General features: G+C 60.6%; 14 protein-coding genes and 4 pseudogenes. 10 read left to right on the plus strand and 8 right to left on the minus strand.

Features of this window, described 5'->3' with window-relative positions; translation table 11 throughout:
• Positions 1-119 precede the first annotated feature (119 nt).
• The 3 genes and pseudogenes from BJF89_RS18510 to BJF89_RS18520 all read right to left on the minus strand — a co-directional run.
• A pseudogene (locus tag BJF89_RS18510) lies at positions 120-212 on the minus strand (IS6 family transposase); the annotation flags it as partial.
• A gap of 128 nt (positions 213-340) precedes the next feature.
• A complete protein-coding gene (locus tag BJF89_RS18515) occupies positions 341-706 on the minus strand; it encodes a hypothetical protein (RefSeq protein WP_139311939.1) in 366 nt (121 codons plus the stop codon).
• A gap of 364 nt (positions 707-1,070) precedes the next feature.
• Entirely contained in the window at positions 1,071-1,547 is a 477-nt protein-coding gene (locus BJF89_RS18520) for a hypothetical protein (protein ID WP_139311940.1), read from the minus strand.
• A 225-nt stretch (positions 1,548-1,772) separates the two neighbouring features.
• On the opposite strand from BJF89_RS18520, the pseudogene BJF89_RS07845 reads away from it, so the two are divergent.
• Positions 1,773-2,962 (plus strand): annotated as a pseudogene (locus BJF89_RS07845) (IS3 family transposase).
• A 643-nt stretch (positions 2,963-3,605) separates the two neighbouring features.
• The gene (locus tag BJF89_RS18185) at positions 3,606-4,655 is read left to right on the plus strand and encodes a YdcF family protein (protein ID WP_158026050.1); all 1,050 of its coding nucleotides are present in this window, start codon (positions 3,606-3,608) and stop codon (positions 4,653-4,655) included.
• Between the two features lie 63 nt (positions 4,656-4,718).
• On the opposite strand, the gene BJF89_RS07855 is transcribed toward BJF89_RS18185, so the two are convergent.
• Positions 4,719-5,891: a trypsin-like serine protease gene (locus BJF89_RS07855; RefSeq protein WP_083650579.1), complete on the minus strand. Its 1,173-nt coding sequence runs from the start codon at positions 5,889-5,891 to the stop codon at positions 4,719-4,721.
• A 293-nt stretch (positions 5,892-6,184) separates the two neighbouring features.
• Between BJF89_RS07855 and BJF89_RS07860 the strand changes: the two genes are divergently transcribed.
• The gene (locus BJF89_RS07860; RefSeq protein ID WP_075813823.1) at positions 6,185-6,571 is read left to right on the plus strand and encodes a tripartite tricarboxylate transporter substrate-binding protein; all 387 of its coding nucleotides are present in this window, start codon (positions 6,185-6,187) and stop codon (positions 6,569-6,571) included.
• 141 nt (positions 6,572-6,712) lie between these two features.
• On the opposite strand, the pseudogene BJF89_RS07865 reads toward BJF89_RS07860, so the two are convergent.
• Positions 6,713-7,381, minus strand: a pseudogene (locus BJF89_RS07865) (DDE-type integrase/transposase/recombinase).
• Between the two features lie 214 nt (positions 7,382-7,595).
• On the opposite strand from BJF89_RS07865, the gene BJF89_RS18855 reads away from it, so the two are divergent.
• Together BJF89_RS18855 and BJF89_RS07870 are read left to right on the plus strand one after the other, a co-directional pair.
• The gene (locus BJF89_RS18855) at positions 7,596-7,748 is read left to right on the plus strand and encodes a hypothetical protein (RefSeq protein ID WP_158026051.1); all 153 of its coding nucleotides are present in this window, start codon (positions 7,596-7,598) and stop codon (positions 7,746-7,748) included.
• A 212-nt stretch (positions 7,749-7,960) separates the two neighbouring features.
• The gene (locus BJF89_RS07870; RefSeq protein ID WP_075813825.1) at positions 7,961-8,833 is read left to right on the plus strand and encodes a serine protease; all 873 of its coding nucleotides are present in this window, start codon (positions 7,961-7,963) and stop codon (positions 8,831-8,833) included.
• Between the two features lie 90 nt (positions 8,834-8,923).
• Here BJF89_RS07870 and BJF89_RS07875 read toward each other — a convergent pair whose 3' ends face one another.
• On the minus strand, positions 8,924-9,814 hold the full coding sequence (locus BJF89_RS07875; RefSeq protein WP_083650580.1) for a cutinase family protein: 891 nt from the start codon (positions 9,812-9,814) through the stop codon (positions 8,924-8,926).
• Between the two features lie 402 nt (positions 9,815-10,216).
• On the opposite strand from BJF89_RS07875, the gene BJF89_RS07880 reads away from it, so the two are divergent.
• On the plus strand, positions 10,217-10,933 hold the full coding sequence (locus BJF89_RS07880) for a hypothetical protein (RefSeq protein ID WP_083650581.1): 717 nt from the start codon (positions 10,217-10,219) through the stop codon (positions 10,931-10,933).
• An 842-nt stretch (positions 10,934-11,775) separates the two neighbouring features.
• Positions 11,776-11,901 (plus strand): hypothetical protein, encoded by a 126-nt coding sequence (locus BJF89_RS19425; protein WP_255372533.1) that lies wholly within the window; start codon positions 11,776-11,778, stop codon positions 11,899-11,901.
• Between the two features lie 10 nt (positions 11,902-11,911).
• Here BJF89_RS19425 and BJF89_RS19990 read toward each other — a convergent pair whose 3' ends face one another.
• A complete protein-coding gene (locus BJF89_RS19990; RefSeq protein ID WP_369803680.1) occupies positions 11,912-12,043 on the minus strand; it encodes a hypothetical protein in 132 nt (43 codons plus the stop codon).
• A gap of 57 nt (positions 12,044-12,100) precedes the next feature.
• Here BJF89_RS19990 and BJF89_RS07885 point away from each other — a divergent pair, with 57 nt between their 5' ends.
• The 3 genes from BJF89_RS07885 to BJF89_RS07895 all read left to right on the plus strand — a co-directional run bounded on the left by BJF89_RS07885 (position 12,101) and on the right by BJF89_RS07895 (position 16,527).
• Entirely contained in the window at positions 12,101-12,334 is a 234-nt protein-coding gene (locus BJF89_RS07885) for a recombinase family protein (protein WP_255372536.1), read from the plus strand.
• A gap of 201 nt (positions 12,335-12,535) precedes the next feature.
• Positions 12,536-13,495 carry a pyridoxal-phosphate dependent enzyme gene (locus tag BJF89_RS07890; RefSeq protein WP_255372534.1) on the plus strand — a complete coding sequence of 320 codons (960 nt, stop codon included), beginning with the start codon at positions 12,536-12,538 and terminating at the stop codon, positions 13,493-13,495.
• Positions 13,496-13,515: 20 nt separating this feature from the next.
• Positions 13,516-16,527, plus strand: coding sequence for an FAD/NAD(P)-binding protein (locus tag BJF89_RS07895; RefSeq protein ID WP_083650583.1), 3,012 nt, complete (start codon positions 13,516-13,518; stop codon positions 16,525-16,527).
• A 123-nt stretch (positions 16,528-16,650) separates the two neighbouring features.
• Here the strand turns inward: BJF89_RS07895 and BJF89_RS07900 are convergent.
• Positions 16,651-16,853, minus strand: a pseudogene (locus tag BJF89_RS07900) (IS6 family transposase); the annotation flags it as partial.

Below are 16,853 nucleotides of genomic sequence, written 5' to 3' on the forward strand. Positions count from 1 at the left end.
CAATCGAACCCGGATGCAGTGATCGTGGCCAAGGCCTTCACAGGCGCTTAAACCAGGGCCGAGAGGTCAGATAGCCCTGTCGAGATCGGTTTCCCGACGCTACCAACACCACTTTGCAACAACACCCTGTAGGACACTCCGTAGCGGCAGTACCAGCGCACTGTCCACAGGATGATCTCTTGAGGGAAGTGGCGACCGGAGAAGATGCTCATGCTGTCTGATGCTGGTTGACCGACCCCAACTTTGCAACAGCATCAAGGCCAAGGAGCGGTGTTCGCCTTCGGGTATCCGAACCCGGATGCGGTGATCGTCGCCAAGGCCTTCGCAGACGCCTGAGAGATCAGGCTACGGGGGTGAACCTCCACCTCGATCGGCGTCCGGGCACTCCCCGCTCCACTTTGCAACAGCACCGTTTTGCCTGCGTCAGTGTGACCTCGGGGTGCTCGCGGCGCAGCTGGCGTGCAGCACTCGCCAGCCCTTCGCTGTTCAACTCTCCTCGTAGGGACTCTTTCTCGCTGTCGGTGAGGCTGACCACTGCCGGCTCGCCCCGTCGCTTTGCGAAAGCGAGAACCGCTCCGAGCAGTGCGAGCGCAAGGCAGACGAAGCCAACCACTGCACGCCATGATGTCGGCCCATCCGACATCGCGATCAGCAGGCAGCCTATGACCCACAGGGCCACGGGGGCACCAAAGAGCTTTGCAGTCATGTCACCTCCTCCGATGCAAGATGTCTAGCAGTTGTCCTGGATAGCAGAGATGCCCAGAAGCTCGGCAGCAGTAGCCCCAGCAGCTGCAAGGGCTCCCTCTAGCTTCTCCGCATTAGAGGTGGCTCCCGTCAGCAGCTGAATTGCTTCCTTGACGTTGCCGATCGCCTTAACGAACTTGGCTAGCTTGAGGACCGCCCCGGCGGGTGCTGTCGCAAAGTTGGGGTGGCGTGGGCAGGGTAAGCGATCATGAGCACCTTCTCCGGTAGCCCCGACATGCCGACTCCGCCGTTCAGGGGAAATACTTTGCCCCAGCGTGTTACTCCCATAAATGAATACGCAACGCGCTGGGTAACTTCAAATTCTCTTACCCCCCGTACGTGTCAGTCCTTACTTTACACTCGATGGACTCTCCATTATCTCCCGACTTCTCCTGCAGTACCTTTTCCCCGTCTAGGAGAATTCTACATTCGACAGCAACTTCAGGTGACGAAGGAGCAGCATTAACATAAGCCATCTCATCCTCCGAGATCTCTACCTCCTTTTTCCACGTCCAGGTTCCATTGCCTGGAGAATTTGAGGATGCCGACGGGAATGGGTCATAGGCGTCCTCGGTGGGGCGGCCCCTGTCCCCCTCTCCGTATCGAACTTCGGAGAGCCCGTGATTTCCAGAATCGTGGCCACTAACGACGATTTCATAGGTGATAGCCCAACTGCTGTTGGTTGCAGCTCGAAGAATGTCGCTGGTACCACAAGAAGTTAGGCCGCTGACAAGGGCGACCATGAGAGCGATTGCCGACACTCCTACTGCCAGAGGTCGCTTTGAATCATGTACGTTAATCATGGTTCCTATGCTTCCAGAGGAACCCCTCTGATCGCGTCATACTACGGTATGGTTTATGTGCACATACTTTCTTTCTATAGACCGATAGAAAACTTCAGCGATTACCTTTATATTTACGAGCTAAATACCACGGACGTGTTTGCATCTCTGCGTAGGGTCTGCTGCACGTTTAGGTGACATCTGATCTGGCTTGCCCGGCAGGGCAGGCCTGTAAGGATGATCCTCATGGCCAAGCCCGATCCCCAGGAGTTCCGCGACGATATCGTCCACGTCGCCCGCAACCGCGAGCCGGGAGTGACGATCGCCAAGATCGCGAAAGACTTCGGTGTCCACCCGATGACGCTCACGAAGTGGATGCGCCGCGCCGACATTGACGAGGGCACCAAGCCCGGCCCGTCGCGGACCGAGGCGGCGCAGATCCGCGAGCTGAAGAAGCGGAATCGGCTCCTCGAGCAGGAGAACGAGGTCCTGCGGCGTGCAGCGGCGTATCTGTTGCAGGCGAACCTGCTGGGAGCATAATGTCCCCGCTCGTTGCCGAGCTCGCCGGCGCAGGGATTCCTGTGACGGTGTAGTGCCGGGTATTGACGCTCTCCCCGCCAGCCCTACTACCGGTGACTGACCCCGTCACTGCGAACGAGGTGGTGGAGGAGTATCGCGCGAACGCGCTGTTCGACGCACACAACGACGACCGAAGAGTTCGAGCACTGCCTCCTCACAGACGAAGCCCACGAGGCGGATGAGGCGATGGCGGATCGGACCGCGTGGCCGATCACGTCGACCAACGGCTGGTGGAGTGCGTTCGGGAAGAAGCGCAGCAAGAACGGTAAGAAGCTTGGTCCGCCCGTCCATGACTATCTCTGCGCCGTGGTCGACAAGGACGGACGCACACGCCACGTGTTCGCTGCAGATGGACCAACGAACTCTGGTTGGTGGACATCACCGAACACACGACCACTGAGGGAAAAATCTACTGCTGCGCGATCAAAGACGCGTTCAGCGGTCGAATCGTCAGGTACTCGATCGACTCGCGGATGAAATCTCGCCTGGCCGTACAGGCGCTCGACAACGCTGTCCAGATACGTGGTGACGTCACCGGCTGCGTGGTGCACTCGGACCGAGGGGCTCAATTTCGCAGCAGGAAATTCCTGCGCGCGTTGCCCCGTCACCGCATGGTCGGATCGATGGGCAGGGTTGGCTCCAGCGGGGACAACGCAGCCATGGAATCATTCTTCGCACTGATGCAGAAAAATGTCCTCGACCGCCACTGTTGGACCACCCGCAAACAACTGCGGATCGCGATCGTGACGTGGATTGAACGGACCTACCATCGCCGTCGACGTCACGCTCGCCTCGGACGTTTGACCCCGATTGAGTTCGAGACCATCATGAATACAATCACCCCGCTGGTGGCGTGACTACAACCTGTCACCTACCCGTGCAGCAGACCCGTACGCCGATCATGGCGATAATATCCAAGTGGTCGCCGCTACAAAACCATAGACTACTCACTGAGTATACGCGGGGTACTGGATCAACCAGGAAGGTGGCTGAACTTTACTGAGGGCTTCTGATGTAAGAGTAATGACCGCCTAGGGCGGATCCCCGAAGAGTGCGATCCCGGGAATGATTGGGGACGCCGCCCCCGACCAGTGCAACACCTCCAGCATGATCTGGCGGAACTGCAACGCGCCGCTGCTCGATCTCGTTCGATGCTCGCACAACGAAATGCAATCTTCGTACTCCTTAGCATCGCACCCCCACGGCTGGGCACCATGCGAGCCATCCTTCTCGCAGGATCAAACCTGTTCGTCATTCTCAGAGATGACGGTCTTGATCCCCCGACAGCGCCGGTACTCCCGGGTTTCCAGCGATCAGTGGTCCAGGTCGGCCCGTACTGCATCTGCGGTCGCAAGTGGCATACCAACACCGACCCGTGACAACCAGCTTTCGTCGATGCACTCCTGCATGTACTGCACCATCGTTGCGTTGCCCATCGATGACCAACTTGCCCGGGACCCTTGTGTAGCACGGTTTACGTCCGTGGGATACCGTACCGTCATGATCGAATACACCCTCGTGTACCTTCCCCCGTTACTAGCTATCGGTTACACAGCGGCGTCAGCACTCAAAAATCGAGACGAACCCACTAGAGCTGCGTGGTTCCTAGCCACATTGTTGGGCACCTGGGTTTGGTTACTAATCGCCGTGGCAGTCCAACCGACTTTTGCTTCTGGACCGGCCGGATACTATCTCGTCGTGTCGGCTGTGTTAGTTCCTATACTTCTACTAATAATAGCCATCGGACTCGCGCTAAATACTCCTATAGTAATACGCCGAGAAGGGCTCAGATTGGCGACTTTAACGCCGGCAGCTATATCTACTATGATACTCGGAACCATGGTTCTGATCATACTCACCCTCATAGGGGGAGACAGTCAAACATATAGGATTGTTCAAACTGCTCTGCTAATACTCGTCGCCCCCGCCGGGATAGTTCTGACAATTCAGCTAATCGCATATTGGATCTGTGCGATTTTTCACACCAATAGCCTAAAAGACCGAGTAGTTGATACGGTGATAATTCTCGGAGCTGGGCTTAATGGTGACCAGGTGACCCCGCTGCTGGCTGCCAGGCTAAATCAAGGACTCAAAGTCGCGAACCGCACAGCCGGCGAGACGGACGCCACATTCATTGTGAGCGGGGGACAGGGGAACGACGAGACTATATCAGAAGCCGAGGCAATGAAAAGCTACCTGATCAAAAAAGGAATCGATCCGGATCGCATACTCGCAGAAGAGGATTCTACGACAACGCTGGAGAATATCACTTTTTCAAAAAATCTGATGGAAGAGAGAAACATTTCTCCTCAAGGCTTAGCTATTGTAACCAACAACTTCCACGTATTGCGCACTGCCTCGATTGCAAAGAGTTTGAACCTAGAATCGATAACTATCGGTTCACCAACAGCTTTGTACTACTACCCTAGTGCGTTCCTAAGGGAGTATGCCGCGATGGTTGTGCACTTCCGTCGGCCTACGATCGCATTGAGCACGATGCCAACTATCGTTATGACAGCAGCGTATCTAACGCAATGGGCTATTCAGTAGTTATATCCACTCGCCATGGTGACCCTGCATCGACGGCGTGCGGTCTATCCGAGGGAAAGGATGTTAATGTGAGCTTTCAGCGGATGACGTGTACTCTACGGCGCCACTCGGGTTGCTCACTGTAATGTTGCAACTGAAGGAGTTACCTTCTGCGTCGTCGACTTCGAGGGGTTCGAAAGAATCGGCGTTCCCGACGGGATTGAAGGCCACGCCTTCACCTCCGAGATCCTCGTAGTATTCGACATGGGCGGTCTCCCCGGGCTTGAGGTCAGTCGAGCACTGCAACCTGTGCGTTCGTCCTGGAGTCCGGTCTGCAGTAAAGCGAACTTTTTTATCGGCGCTAGGTGCTTGTCCGGAATCGTGGAGTACCCAGTCGCGGGCTTCGACGGGATTGCTAAACAGCGCTGGATGTGTGTCGTCTTGACAGCGCTTGTCTTTCCCTGTAGTTGTAGCACTAACAATGCCGACCATACGCGGATCGTTTTTGTTGCCCGTGATCAGTGGTCCGCCGCTGTCGCCTGAACAGATACCTCGTGATTCCCGATCGTTTTCAGCAGCGTCGCGTTTATATCCACAGATTGAGGTCGGGTCAACTGTATACCCGTTGATGGTATTTTCGCACTTTTCTCCATATGCGGTAAATGACAAAGGTATATTGCTCAGTTCATTGTCCGAATGGTCGGACTCTTCACTTGAAAGACCGTGGCCAAGGGCAAGAACATCAGACCCGTTAACTGGAAGGTCACGCGAGATGTCGACCGGTTTGATATTATCAACGGGATGCTTTAGGAATATGACTGCGTAGTCTGACGTTACGGTCATGTTAGGTGGCTGGTCTCCGTGGGAACTGGGTAGGAGTCGATACTCCGGGTGGCGTACGACTCGATCCACGTCCACCTTCTGTTGTTCTCCACCGTCAAGAGTCTGGGCTCCCAGGCGAACATCGAACGTGTCATCGGTGGATCCAGCGCAATGTCCGGCAGTGAGGATCTGCGTTGGGGAAACTAGAGCGCCTCCGCAGTAGGCGGTATTAGATAGAACTTCAGGATCGTTAGCCATAGAGTCGGGTATCGATCGCAGTGTGGCGAACCATGGGAATGGGTTATCACTTGAAGCATTATTCTGAGTTTCGCTTTGGGTACACGCCACTCCGCTGATCGCAACGAACGCTGCGCTGGCCATAGCGAATGTTCTTTTGAAATACATGGTTCCCTTTCGGTTTGTGTGATTCTTCATGTGTTTGAAGTATACTCTGGGGTGGAAACATCTGGCGTGCCTGTCGTGGTAGGCGTTTTCTATGGGTCGTCGTTTTGTTGTAGTTGGTTCGTGGGCATCCTTCGATTTGCGGTCGCCTTTGGTTTACGCAGCGATACGTGCCGAGCGCGATTCGCGTTTTCTGTAGGGTATCGTCCCACGACCTAACGGGGCAGTGCTAGATACCGTGGTAGGATATCCGTATATATCGGAGGGTGCTGATTGTCCTCCCGGGGTATGACATACCTGTTTTTGACTGCATCGGTTTAGACGATGTGACTTGCTCGACATCGATCACCGTCACCGCCTCCGTCAGTGGATACGCGGATTTCGAGGACCAGATCGAGGCCGGACGTCTGAAGATGATCGCGATCTCCGCGCCGGACAGGGTGGAGGGTATCGACGCGCCCACCCTCGTGGAGTCCGGCTACGACGTGGAACTGACCAACTGGCGAGGCATCGTCGCCCCGCCGGGGATCACCGACGATGAACGGGCGGACCTGGAGGCGATCGTGGACGAGATGATCACGAGCGGCACCTGGGACGACGCCCTGGAGCGCAACAACTGGACCGACACCTCCCTGATCGGCGACGACTTCGCGACCAACCTCGACGAAGAAACTACCGTCGTCGACGGTATCTGGTCGGACCTGGGTTACTGACGTAAGGACACGAGATGACTTCCACCACTTCACTGCCGTCCGACCGTCAGTCCTTCATGACCGGACACGGCTCGCGGTGCTGTTGGAGGTTCTGGGCGGGCCGTGCTCGGGAGTTAGTATCCCGATCCACCTGCTGGGGCCTTAGGCGCCGGCGAAGGCCTTGGCCACGATCACCGCGTCCGCATCTGGGCAGCCGAAGGCGAACATTCGGCCCCGGCCCTTGCGCAGCGCGCGCACCGCTTCCATGCCCTGTAGCGTCCGGTAGGTCGACACCTTCTTCTTGAGCCCTCCGCCGTCGGGCCCCAGGATCCGCTTGAGCCGGCTGTGATCACCCTCGATCACATTGTTGAGGTACTTCACCTGCCGGTGTTCCACTGTCTCCGACAGCTTCTTCTTGTCGATCAGCTCTGCGATCGCCGCTGTGTAGGTCGATGCCTTGTCGGTGTAGATCATCCGGGCCCACTACACGCGCTGCGGTGACCAGCACTGCGCAGTGCTTTCCCCCAAAGGACTCGTTGCTGCTGCCGTGTTGTGCCGGGTGGACATGGAGAAGTCCGGGGTCCGGTCGTCCTTGGCCACCGCCCGGTAGGGGTAGCACCATTTCCCGCCGACCCTGATGTAGGTTTCGTCCACTCGCCAGGAAGCCGCGCACCAGTGTGAGGTTTGACGGTACCACCGGGTGCACTTATCCAGCTCGGGACGTACTTCTGCATCCACCGGTAAATGGTGGTGTGATTCACCGGTACTCCATGCTCGGTGAGCATCTCTTCCAGATCCTGGGCCACGACACCCTGTAGCGGTTTCTACCATCGCACCGCCTGCAGGATGGCCTCTTGGGGGAAGTGGCGCCCGGAGAAGATGCTCATGTGTCCTGATGTTGGCTAACCACACCCCAAATTTGCAACAGTACCGGCGCGGCGGCACCCCAGACGAGACCGGTTGTGCCGAAAACAGCGCAACGGTTACCGCCACCGCGATCTATACTTACCCGGGTAACCTCGCCCAGCTGTGAAGGACTGTAACCATGCCCCCATTTCCCGTGCTCCCACCACTGCCGACCCCCGATGACATTCTTGCCGGGGTCATCAACGTCTTCGCCGCTGGATCGTATCTCCTCTCAGCACCGGCAGGACTCATCGGCGACCTGATCACCGCGGCAGGATCACTGCTGCCCTAGAGGGGAGCCCTCGGCCCTAGGGAGAGAATACGAACGGCTGTATTGTTCAGTGCTTGCTGCGCATAGATAATCTTTGATCCTTGGAATTCGGCAGTAACCACTGATGGTTCAGCCACCGAGTCTGCGGCAGCCTGGACCCCGTCATCATTTCAAGGTGATTAAATGTTCGGCGTTATCTGGCGACGAGCATGACACCATAGCAATATAAGCTCATGACGTTAACCACACGGAAGACCCCCCTCGTATCATCACTGGCGGTAGCAGTCGCGATCTCACTGGCAACAGCGATCACCCCAGCCACAGCTGCGCCAACCACCGGCCTGGACATCCGACCAGTCGGATACAACATCGTCGACGGACGCCAAGACCTCGACAACCCCATCACCAACACTGACATCACCGCCGACACCGGAACCACCATCACCGAGGCATCCAATGGGTCCTACCGAACCCCACGCAAAGTCATCGATGATGACGACCGACAGCAGGTCGAAGAAACCAGGACCTCGCCCTACAGACGAGTAGGTCAGATCACTTTTCAGACCGGGACCGACTCTTACATCTGCACCGGCTGGCTGATCTCCCCAGACACCGTCGCCACGGCCGGCCACTGCTTGGCGGACAACAGCAGCAACATCACCTTCAGCCCCGGACGCAACGGCAGTGTCAACCCCTTCGGCACGCAAACCGCTACCCAAGTCTGGTACGACCAGGACTTCGGTCAGGAAGGCCGCGATTGGGGCGCGATCAAGCTCGACAAACCCGTCGGAGACAACGTGGGCTGGTTCGGGATCACCTCCACCGACGGAGAAGACCTCGTCAGTGATGATGCCCGTATCATAGGCTACCCGGGGGACAAGCCTTCCGGAACATTGTGGCAGCACACTGGAAAAGTCACCGCATCAGACGCTCGGCGCGTGACATATAACACCGACACTTTCGGCGGACAGTCGGGCTCGGCAGTCACCGATGAAACCGGAGACATTGCCTACGGAATTCATGTCGCTGGAACATCTGAGAAGAACTGGGCTACGCGGATTACCGGAGAGCTGTTTAACACCTTGGTCAACATCACCCGACAATAGGATTGGTGCTGTGGCAATTCGGTCGTCGGTCACATTACTTAAGTCCCGCTGTTAATCCTAGCTTTAGGCACGCCGGATGCGGTAAAATCATTAGAAATTGCTCCGTAGGAACCCGTAGGCGGGGTTCACTCCCCCGTTGCCCCCGTAGCTCGAGACATGGGCGTACTGCCCCGGCGCCAACCCGAAGGGAACCTCGGCGACCATACTCCGGCTGTCCGTGCCACGGATGTCGGAACTGCCGGTCAGCCCCTGGTCAAGAGCGGTCATCTGGGTGATTTCCTCTGCATGGTCGCGTGTGTTCTGCGTGCGCTCATCCGAATTGCAGATGTAGTCAGCAGAGTCACAGACATCCATGACCCGGTCTGCAAGCTCACCGTAACCCCCGGGAAGTGCCCCAAAAACCCCTTCCCCACCGCGGGCGGTGCCACCCTCCACGGAACCTGCACCTCGGTTAGGGCTGGAGATCACTGCGGCAGAGCCGAACCTCTCCGCATCGATCGGCCCCCGTCCGTGCCCGATATCTGCCGCCACCCGGGACGCCACGTCCGCTCCCAGTGAATAACCGGCGAGACTGATCGTCGACGAGGGACACTGGGCTGCGGTGCCAGCGACGAGCTGACGGGTCTTGGCGATACCGTCCGCCTGGATCTGCGTATATGCGGTGGAGACGAACGGGACGGCGTTGTAGGCGACCGTCCGGGTCGTGGAGGTCCCGAATCTCTCGAGCATCGCCCCGAGATCCGAGGTGTAAGCACCCACCGGCAGACTGTCGGGCATCCCCGGCGCCGACTGGCCGCCGCCAGGAACAATCACGACGATATTAGGCTCACACCGGGGGATGGCGGGAGTAGCCACGACACCGGTGGAGAATCCGACAGCGGACGCCACCGGAGCGCTGACGACGGCCACCGCGACGGCAGCTGCCGCAGCGCCGACAGCTGAGCGCATTCCGCGACGGCGGTGGGAGAGATTGAGACGCACGGGAACTCCTGAGAGGGGTGAACAGACTCCGGCATGAAACTACGGGAGATTATAGACACACCCGATCCAACAGAGAGCCACAATCGTGAGCCTGCCCGGCATGGGGCAACGGTAAAAGGGCGTCCGGCCCCACCAGCTGGGGTCCTCAGCCCTAACCGAGATGCAGGTCCGCCTGCAGCAGACACGCCATCACCCACCGCAGCTCCCCGAATGCTTGCTCCGAAAACCTGTGACGCTTGTTCAGCTCGCCAGTCTGGCGTCGCCTGAGGGTGGGGCGAGCCAGGTTCAACGCCCTCGCCTATACCCGCAGGCAGTAGGCCTTTCGGGTCACGGTGAAGGAAATATCATCAAACGATCAATCGGAAACCGGAGCCAATGCTAACCTGGTTGACTATGAGATCAATGATGAAGCGTGCTACTGCAGCCGCACTGACCATCAGCCTTGCAGGCGCAACCCCAGCAATCGCTTCTGCTGCCTCGACCCACGCCGGGGACAGGATCCAGATCACCGGTGACGGCGCCTTTGGTGGCAACTGCACCCTGAACTCCATTGCCAAGCAGGGCGACACTCTCTACGGCGTGACCTCCGGTCACTGTTTTGACGAGTCCGAGCTCGGTTTCACCGCAACGGGAGTCAAGGATGCTTCCGGTGATGTTCTGGCTGATGTCGATGACATTGCCGCAGGCGATAACTACTACACCAACAATGGTGCAGTCGATGATTTCGCTTACTTCCGCCTCAACGATGGAGTCGAGGTCGAAGACTACATCTCCTCGAGCCCTGGGGTGCTTCCTTTTATCAACGGATTCTTCCAATCCCCAGAGGTGGAGGTCGCCGGATACAAGGATGTCAGCGATCTACGTGTCGGTCAGATCGTCACTAAAGACGGCGCAATGTCCGGACGCACGATGGGCATGGTTCTCGACGTGAACTCAAACAGCAAGGAGGTCACCGCGATCATACCAGCTATCGGTGGCGATTCCGGGGGACCTCTCTACGTTGTTGAGAATGGGAAAGCCTACATCGTGGGCAATCTGACCGGCGGCTCTCCACTACTTTTCAACATCTTCGACGGAACCCAGCAGCACATTAGTTCCGCCGGCCTGGAAGCGTTCTAATCATTTAAGCAGTAGCATCGACCGAAAACTCCTCGGGAAACATACCAGGGGTTCGTCGTTCTTAAACAGTAATATTTCGGGTCTTCAGGAACTGTTGTAAGGTAGTTGCCGATGCCATCCCGACTGAGCGACAGTACCGTTTACCCCGAACGCTAAGAAACCCCCTCACGCCGAGGAGTGAACCGAAGGCGCGGGGGGGGAGACCCATGAAACCCGGGGTGCCTTAGGCCCCAAGTTCGGGCCGCATGCCGTCGGCCCAGCAATGACCGTATCAAGGTTGCAGCCCACGCGTGTGCGGAACGCGCGCCCAGGGGATTGTTATTTGAGCATTCGCACATTCCGAGATAGTGTGGTTCACGTCACTCGCTGTGTTGATTCCTCCGGCGAGTGACGTTGGTGAGAGTGTGCCGCACCATTGAGGGGTACGGCATACGCGATGCCCCCGGAAGGAGAGACCCGGGGGCATCGCACTACCGACGAGGGGTGAGGCTTTTAGTAGATAACACTAAGGCCTCTTGCCAACGTATCCCAACCAAGAGTCGAACTCGTTAAAACCCCCGGACCCGTACTCGTGGATACCGCCTATGCCAACCGGATACTCTGCCAGGTACCGCCCGGGGGCGCTACCCCTCCCCCGCTTCTAATCAGTTTGGCTCGTTTTCCTGCACGCCTGGTGTGAGTATTCTATGGTGCCGGTGGCGGGAGTGATGACCCCGCTGATAGTGCATCTCATGGTGCCCTACCTTTCGGAGCAGGCACGCATTCCTTCTGGGGTGTGTGCCTGTTTTTAGTTCTGGACCTCGAGAGAGACTTACTCAGTGGCCCCACTGACACTGGGGCCAGTGGGGCAGCAACAGCACCTTCTTGCCGGTGTCATCAACGTCTTCGCCGCTGGATCGTATCTCGTCTCAGCACCGGCAGGGCTCATCGGTGATCTGATCACCGCTGCAGGGTCACTGATGCCCTGACGGGGAACCCTCAACCCCTCAGGGGCTCACTATCGGCAGTGTCTTTGCTGCCCTCGTCGGCGTACACCCCGCGTCCGGCTAGCGCATCGTAGAGGGTTGGCCGTGAGACGCCCAGCTCCCTAGCGATCCTGGCTTTAGGCACACCAGTGGCTACGAGCTGACGGGCCCGGAGACATCCTCGGGTCGGTTGATGCTCGGGATGCTGGGCACCCTGGCTGAGTACGAACGAGAACTGATCACCGAACGCCTCAACGCCGGCATCGCCGCAGCGAAAGTCGAGGACACCCGCTTCGGCCGAGACTACCTGTCGATCCTGAGGTCATTGACCGCAAACTCGCCATCGTCGCCGAGGAGAGAGCCAAAGGCCGCAGTGCCGAAGACGCCGCGAGCATGGTCGGCTGGCAGGCGTGGACCAGGACGCAGACGGAGTTAAACTCGTCGAGGAAACTCGTCACGGAATTGCGTCGCTGGCGCGTCTGCTCGCAGAGCACCGCGTGTGGAGCAGATGCTGAGTGAACTGGATATATAATCAGTTACGCAAGATGCCGACTACATGACACTCCGAGGTGGATACTCATGACAGTCCGTATGGGAGGAAGGAGACGATCCTATTTCGACTGGAATTCGCGGCACCGTGGGAAACACCCCGATGGTGCTGCTGGAACGACTGTTCCCCGGCCCGGGACGGGTATGGGCGAAGCTCGAGGGTTTCAACCCTAGCGGCAGTGCCAAGGACCGCACGGCTGCGGCCCTGCTCGACGCCGCCCTAGACTCCGGTGTCCTGGAGCCGGGGGGCTGCGTGGTGGAGTCCAGCTCCGGGAATCTCGGGGTGGCACTGGCCCGGGACTGTGCACTGCAGAGCATCGACTTCCACTGTGTCGTCGACCCGCGGGCCAACCGGCAGACTGTCGCGGTGATGGAGGCCCTGGGCGCCACCGTGCACCGGGTGGTCTCACCGGACCCGGTCACCGGCGACTGGCTGGCCGCCCGCAGGGCCCTGGTCGGTGCTCTCCTGGCCAGCCTCCCCGGGGCGGTGAATCTCGACCAGTACTCCAACCGGGCCGCATTCACCGCCCATTCCTCCGGGACCATGCGCGAGATCATCGAGCAGCTGGGGCACCCTCCTGACCGGCTCTTCGTGGCTGTGAGCACGACAGGAACGATTGGCGGATGTGTGCGTTACCTGCGTCAGACCGGTGCCCAGACCCGTGTGACCGCGGTGGACGCAGAAGGGTCCGTGTTGTTCGGGGGCCGGCGCAGCGAACGGAAGCTACCCGGTTTCGGTGCGGGCGTCGTCCCGGACCTCGCCGCACTCACCCCGATCTCCCACGTGGTGCGTGTTACCGCCGGTGAGTCGGTGTGCGGTGCGCGGGCCCTGGCCCGGCGGGAGGGGATACTGCCCGGGGCGTCTGGCGGTGCTGTCGTCGCCGCCGCTGGCGGGGTGTCAGCGGCGTCCGACAGGGACGGTCAGGGTGATTCGGACAGTGGGGACACTGTGCTGGTCATCCACGATTTCGGCAACGCCTACATGGACACACTCTACAACGACCGGTGGGTCGCGGAGAACATCGGGGAGGTCCCCGAATGGACATGAGTGGGGAGACGAACACGGACATGAGCCAGGTGGACGTGAGGGTGGCGGTTGTGGGCGCCGGGCCCCGGGGCCTGTGGGCCACAGAGGAACTCCTCGCCCAGGCGTGGGACCACGGGGTACGCGTCACTGTGGACGTCTGGGATGACCGTCCGCCCGGAGCCGGTGCCGCGTATGGTCCAGAACAGCCGGACCACTGGACCTTGAATGTGTCCTCGCGCATCGTCAGCAGTGGTCTGGGTAGCTTCGACGACTGGCGGCGCGACCACACCGACTCCGCGTCGGACCCGTTTCCCCCGAGGTCGCTGGTGGGACGTTTCTTCGCGGAGTCCTGGGAGGCGTTGCTGGACACCGCGCACCGCCGGTCGGACTCCGGGTGCACAGTCAGTGTGGTGCCCGAACGGGTCACCGCGGTGCGCAGGTCCGACGGCGACGACGCCACGGGGTGGACGGTCAACGGCCGGAGCTACGATCACGTCCTGCTGACCACCGGCCACGCATCGTCCTGGCCCGGTGCCCTGCCCGCCATCTTGGCTGGAATATCTGGAACAGCGGGGGCGGTGCCGGTCGTCGGGGTGTACCCGGCCGACGGCCTGCGCACCATCGCACCGGGGGCGGTCGTGGACGTCCGTGGTGCGGCGCTGACCTTCGTCGATGCCATGCTGGAGCTCACTGCCGGGCGTCGCGGCACCTTCCTCCCCGGGGGTATGGGGCTGACCTATCAGCCCAGTGGTGATGAGCCCTCTGTGATTCGGCCGGTCAGCCGCACCGGGCGTTTCATGGCCGTGAAGCCCGACCCCGCCGGGTCCCTGTCCACCCTGGTTCCACCGGATGGGCTCGATGCGGAGAACCTGCGGGTGCGGATGAGCCGCACCACCGGGGAGCTGCGGGAGGCGGTGGCGTGCGCCGCGGATCGGTTGCTGGTGGTCGCGGGTGGGCGACCTGCCCCGGAGCAGGTGCGGAAGGTCATCACCGGTGAGGACTGGCCCGCGGACGCCGACCCGGTGGCCGAGCTCCGGCAGTCTTGGTCCGTGGCCACCGGTCGGGCGGCCCCCGACGCGGCGTGGGCTGTCGGTCACGCCTGGCGGGTCCTCTACCCTGCGGTCGTGTGGCGTTCGTCCTACGGCCGACGCCGCACCCTGGCGGGGTTCGATGACCTCGCCCGCACCATGGAGCGGGTCGCGTTCGGCATGACGCCACCGAATGCCGCCCGCCTGCTCGCCCTCGTCGATGCCGGGATCGTACACCCGCCTGTGCGTGCCGCGATCGGGACGCTCGACCCTCCGGCCGAGGTGGTCATCGATGCGGTGATACCACCTGCCGGCCTGGTCCCGGGCACCCTGGCCGCCGAGATCCCCGAGATCCCCGGGATCCCCGGACATTCCGGAAACTCTGATGGGGGTGCTGGGTGGGTCGACGAGGACGGACACGTCCGGGGTGTGGACCAGCTGGCGGTGATTGGGCGGGATGCCGACGGTACGATCACCGGCGCCGACTCCCTCGACCGTTCCGGAGGTGCTGGAGGTGCTGTCATCCCTCGGTGGGCCCGTCGGGTCGTCGCCCACCACCGCCGCCGGAGTCTGGATAGAGCCGGGGCCGAAGGCACGGTGCCATTGACCGCACGACTGGAGCCGTGGGTGGTCAGCCTTCTGTCCGACAGCAGCCGATGCCGGACTCTGGTCGAGAAACATGGTTCACCGGTCAACGTTCTGCGGACCGCGCCCATGGTGCGCAACATGGCGGAGCTGCGCGACGTCGGTGCCGATGCAGGCGTGGAAACCCGTGTGTTCTACGCCCGCAAGGCGAACAAGGCGCTGTGTTTCGTGGACACCGCTGTCCGGGCGGGCCACGGGGTCGACGTCGCCAGTGAACGGGAGCTGCGGCAGGTCCTGGACCGGGGCGTCCCCGGGGGCAGGGTGATTCTCAGCGCGGCGGTGAAACCCGACCGGCTGCTGCGGCTGGCCGTGGACCACGGTGTGACGGTGTCCGTGGACTCCGTCGTTGAACTAGACCGGTTGCGTGACCTCGGGGCATCGGACGGCAGCCGTCGTCCGCGTGTCGCCCCACGGATCGCCCCGGATCCGTCACGCCTGCCCCCGACGCGTTTCGGCGAGCGACTGCGCGTGTGGGAGGAAGCCCTGCGAGACCTGTCTTCCAGTACCGGCCGCCTGACGGATCCGGTGGACGTTGTCGGGGTTCACCTCCACCTGCACGGGTACTCCGCATCCGACCGATTGGTCGCCCTGGAGGACGCACTGCACCTGATTGACACGGCGGTGGACGCCGGCCACCGGCCGGAGTTCGTGGACCTGGGAGGTGGTGTGCCGATGAGCTACCTCGACGACGAGGCCCAGTGGAACCGCTTTCAGAGCACCCGGCAGGCGATGGCCGACGGTGCGGGCGGGGCATTTACCTGGAAGTCGGATCCGTTGGCGAACACGTACCCGTTCCATCAGGCGCCGGTGCGTGGTGGGTGGTTGCGGGAGCTTCTCGACGGCCGGGTCGGTCAGCAACGTCAGCAGGAGACGGCGGCGTTGGCACTGACACGCAGGGGCCTGCGACTGCACCTGGAGCCCGGGCGTTCCGTCCTCGACGGATGCGGGGTAATCCTGGCACGGGTGGCGTTTCTGAAGGACCGCAGTGATGGTGTGCCGTTGGTCGGGGTCGAGATGAACCGGACCCAGTGCCGGACCACCTCAGACGACATCCTCGTCGACCCGATCCTGGTGCGGGTCAGTGACGACATCGCGCCCGAGCGGGCTCCCGGGTCGGAGGGCTTCCTGGTGGGGGCCTACTGCATCGAGGACGAGGTGATCATCCGCCGCCGGCTGCGCTTCCCGGAGGGGATATCCACCGGTGACATCATCGCCGTGCCCAACACCGCTGGCTACTTCATGCACATCCTGGAAAGCGCCTCACACCAGATCCCGCTGGCGGTGAATGTGGTTCTCGATGCTGATGGAACGCCCAAGGTCGATGACATCGACACAGCAGTCCACGGGACTGCTCAGTCCAGTCCGCCACCTCGTTTATGAAGGTGGCGAAGGGGGATCACACAGTACGTAGATACAGTGCGGATAGGGGTGCTGTTGCAAAGTGGTGCGGGCAGTGCCCGGGAGCTGATCGAGGAGGAGGTTCACCCCCGTAGCCCTGATCTCTCAGGCGCCGGCGAAGGCCTTGGTGACGATCACCGCATCCGGGTTCGGATACCCGAAGGCGAACACCGCTCCTTGGCCTTTGCGTAGCGCGTGCATCGCCTCCATGCCCTGCAGTGTCCGGTAGGCCGACACCGGTTTCTTGAAGCCGCCGCCTTTGGGACCCAGGATCCGCTTCAACCTGCCGTGATCACCTTCAATCACGT

It is taken from the genome of Corynebacterium sp. CNJ-954 (genome assembly GCF_001942345.1).
Lineage (GTDB): Bacteria > Actinomycetota > Actinomycetes > Mycobacteriales > Mycobacteriaceae > Corynebacterium.

Excerpts from the sequence above, each read along its gene's own strand:
- BJF89_RS18515 (WP_139311939.1), bottom strand. The coding sequence starts at position 706 with ATGACTGCAAAGCTCTTTGGTGCCCCCGTGGCCCTGTGGGTCATAGGC.
- BJF89_RS18520 (WP_139311940.1), bottom strand. The coding sequence starts at position 1,547 with ATGATTAACGTACATGATTCAAAGCGACCTCTGGCAGTAGGAGTGTCG.
- BJF89_RS18185 (WP_158026050.1), top strand. The coding sequence starts at position 3,606 with ATGATCGAATACACCCTCGTGTACCTTCCCCCGTTACTAGCTATCGGT.
- BJF89_RS07855 (WP_083650579.1), bottom strand. The coding sequence starts at position 5,891 with ATGAAGAATCACACAAACCGAAAGGGAACCATGTATTTCAAAAGAACA.
- BJF89_RS18855 (WP_158026051.1), top strand. The coding sequence starts at position 7,596 with ATGCCCCCATTTCCCGTGCTCCCACCACTGCCGACCCCCGATGACATT.
- BJF89_RS07870 (WP_075813825.1), top strand. The coding sequence starts at position 7,961 with ATGACGTTAACCACACGGAAGACCCCCCTCGTATCATCACTGGCGGTA.
- BJF89_RS07880 (WP_083650581.1), top strand. The coding sequence starts at position 10,217 with ATGATGAAGCGTGCTACTGCAGCCGCACTGACCATCAGCCTTGCAGGC.
- BJF89_RS07885 (WP_255372536.1), top strand. The coding sequence starts at position 12,101 with ATGCTGGGCACCCTGGCTGAGTACGAACGAGAACTGATCACCGAACGC.
- BJF89_RS07895 (WP_083650583.1), top strand. The coding sequence starts at position 13,516 with ATGAGCCAGGTGGACGTGAGGGTGGCGGTTGTGGGCGCCGGGCCCCGG.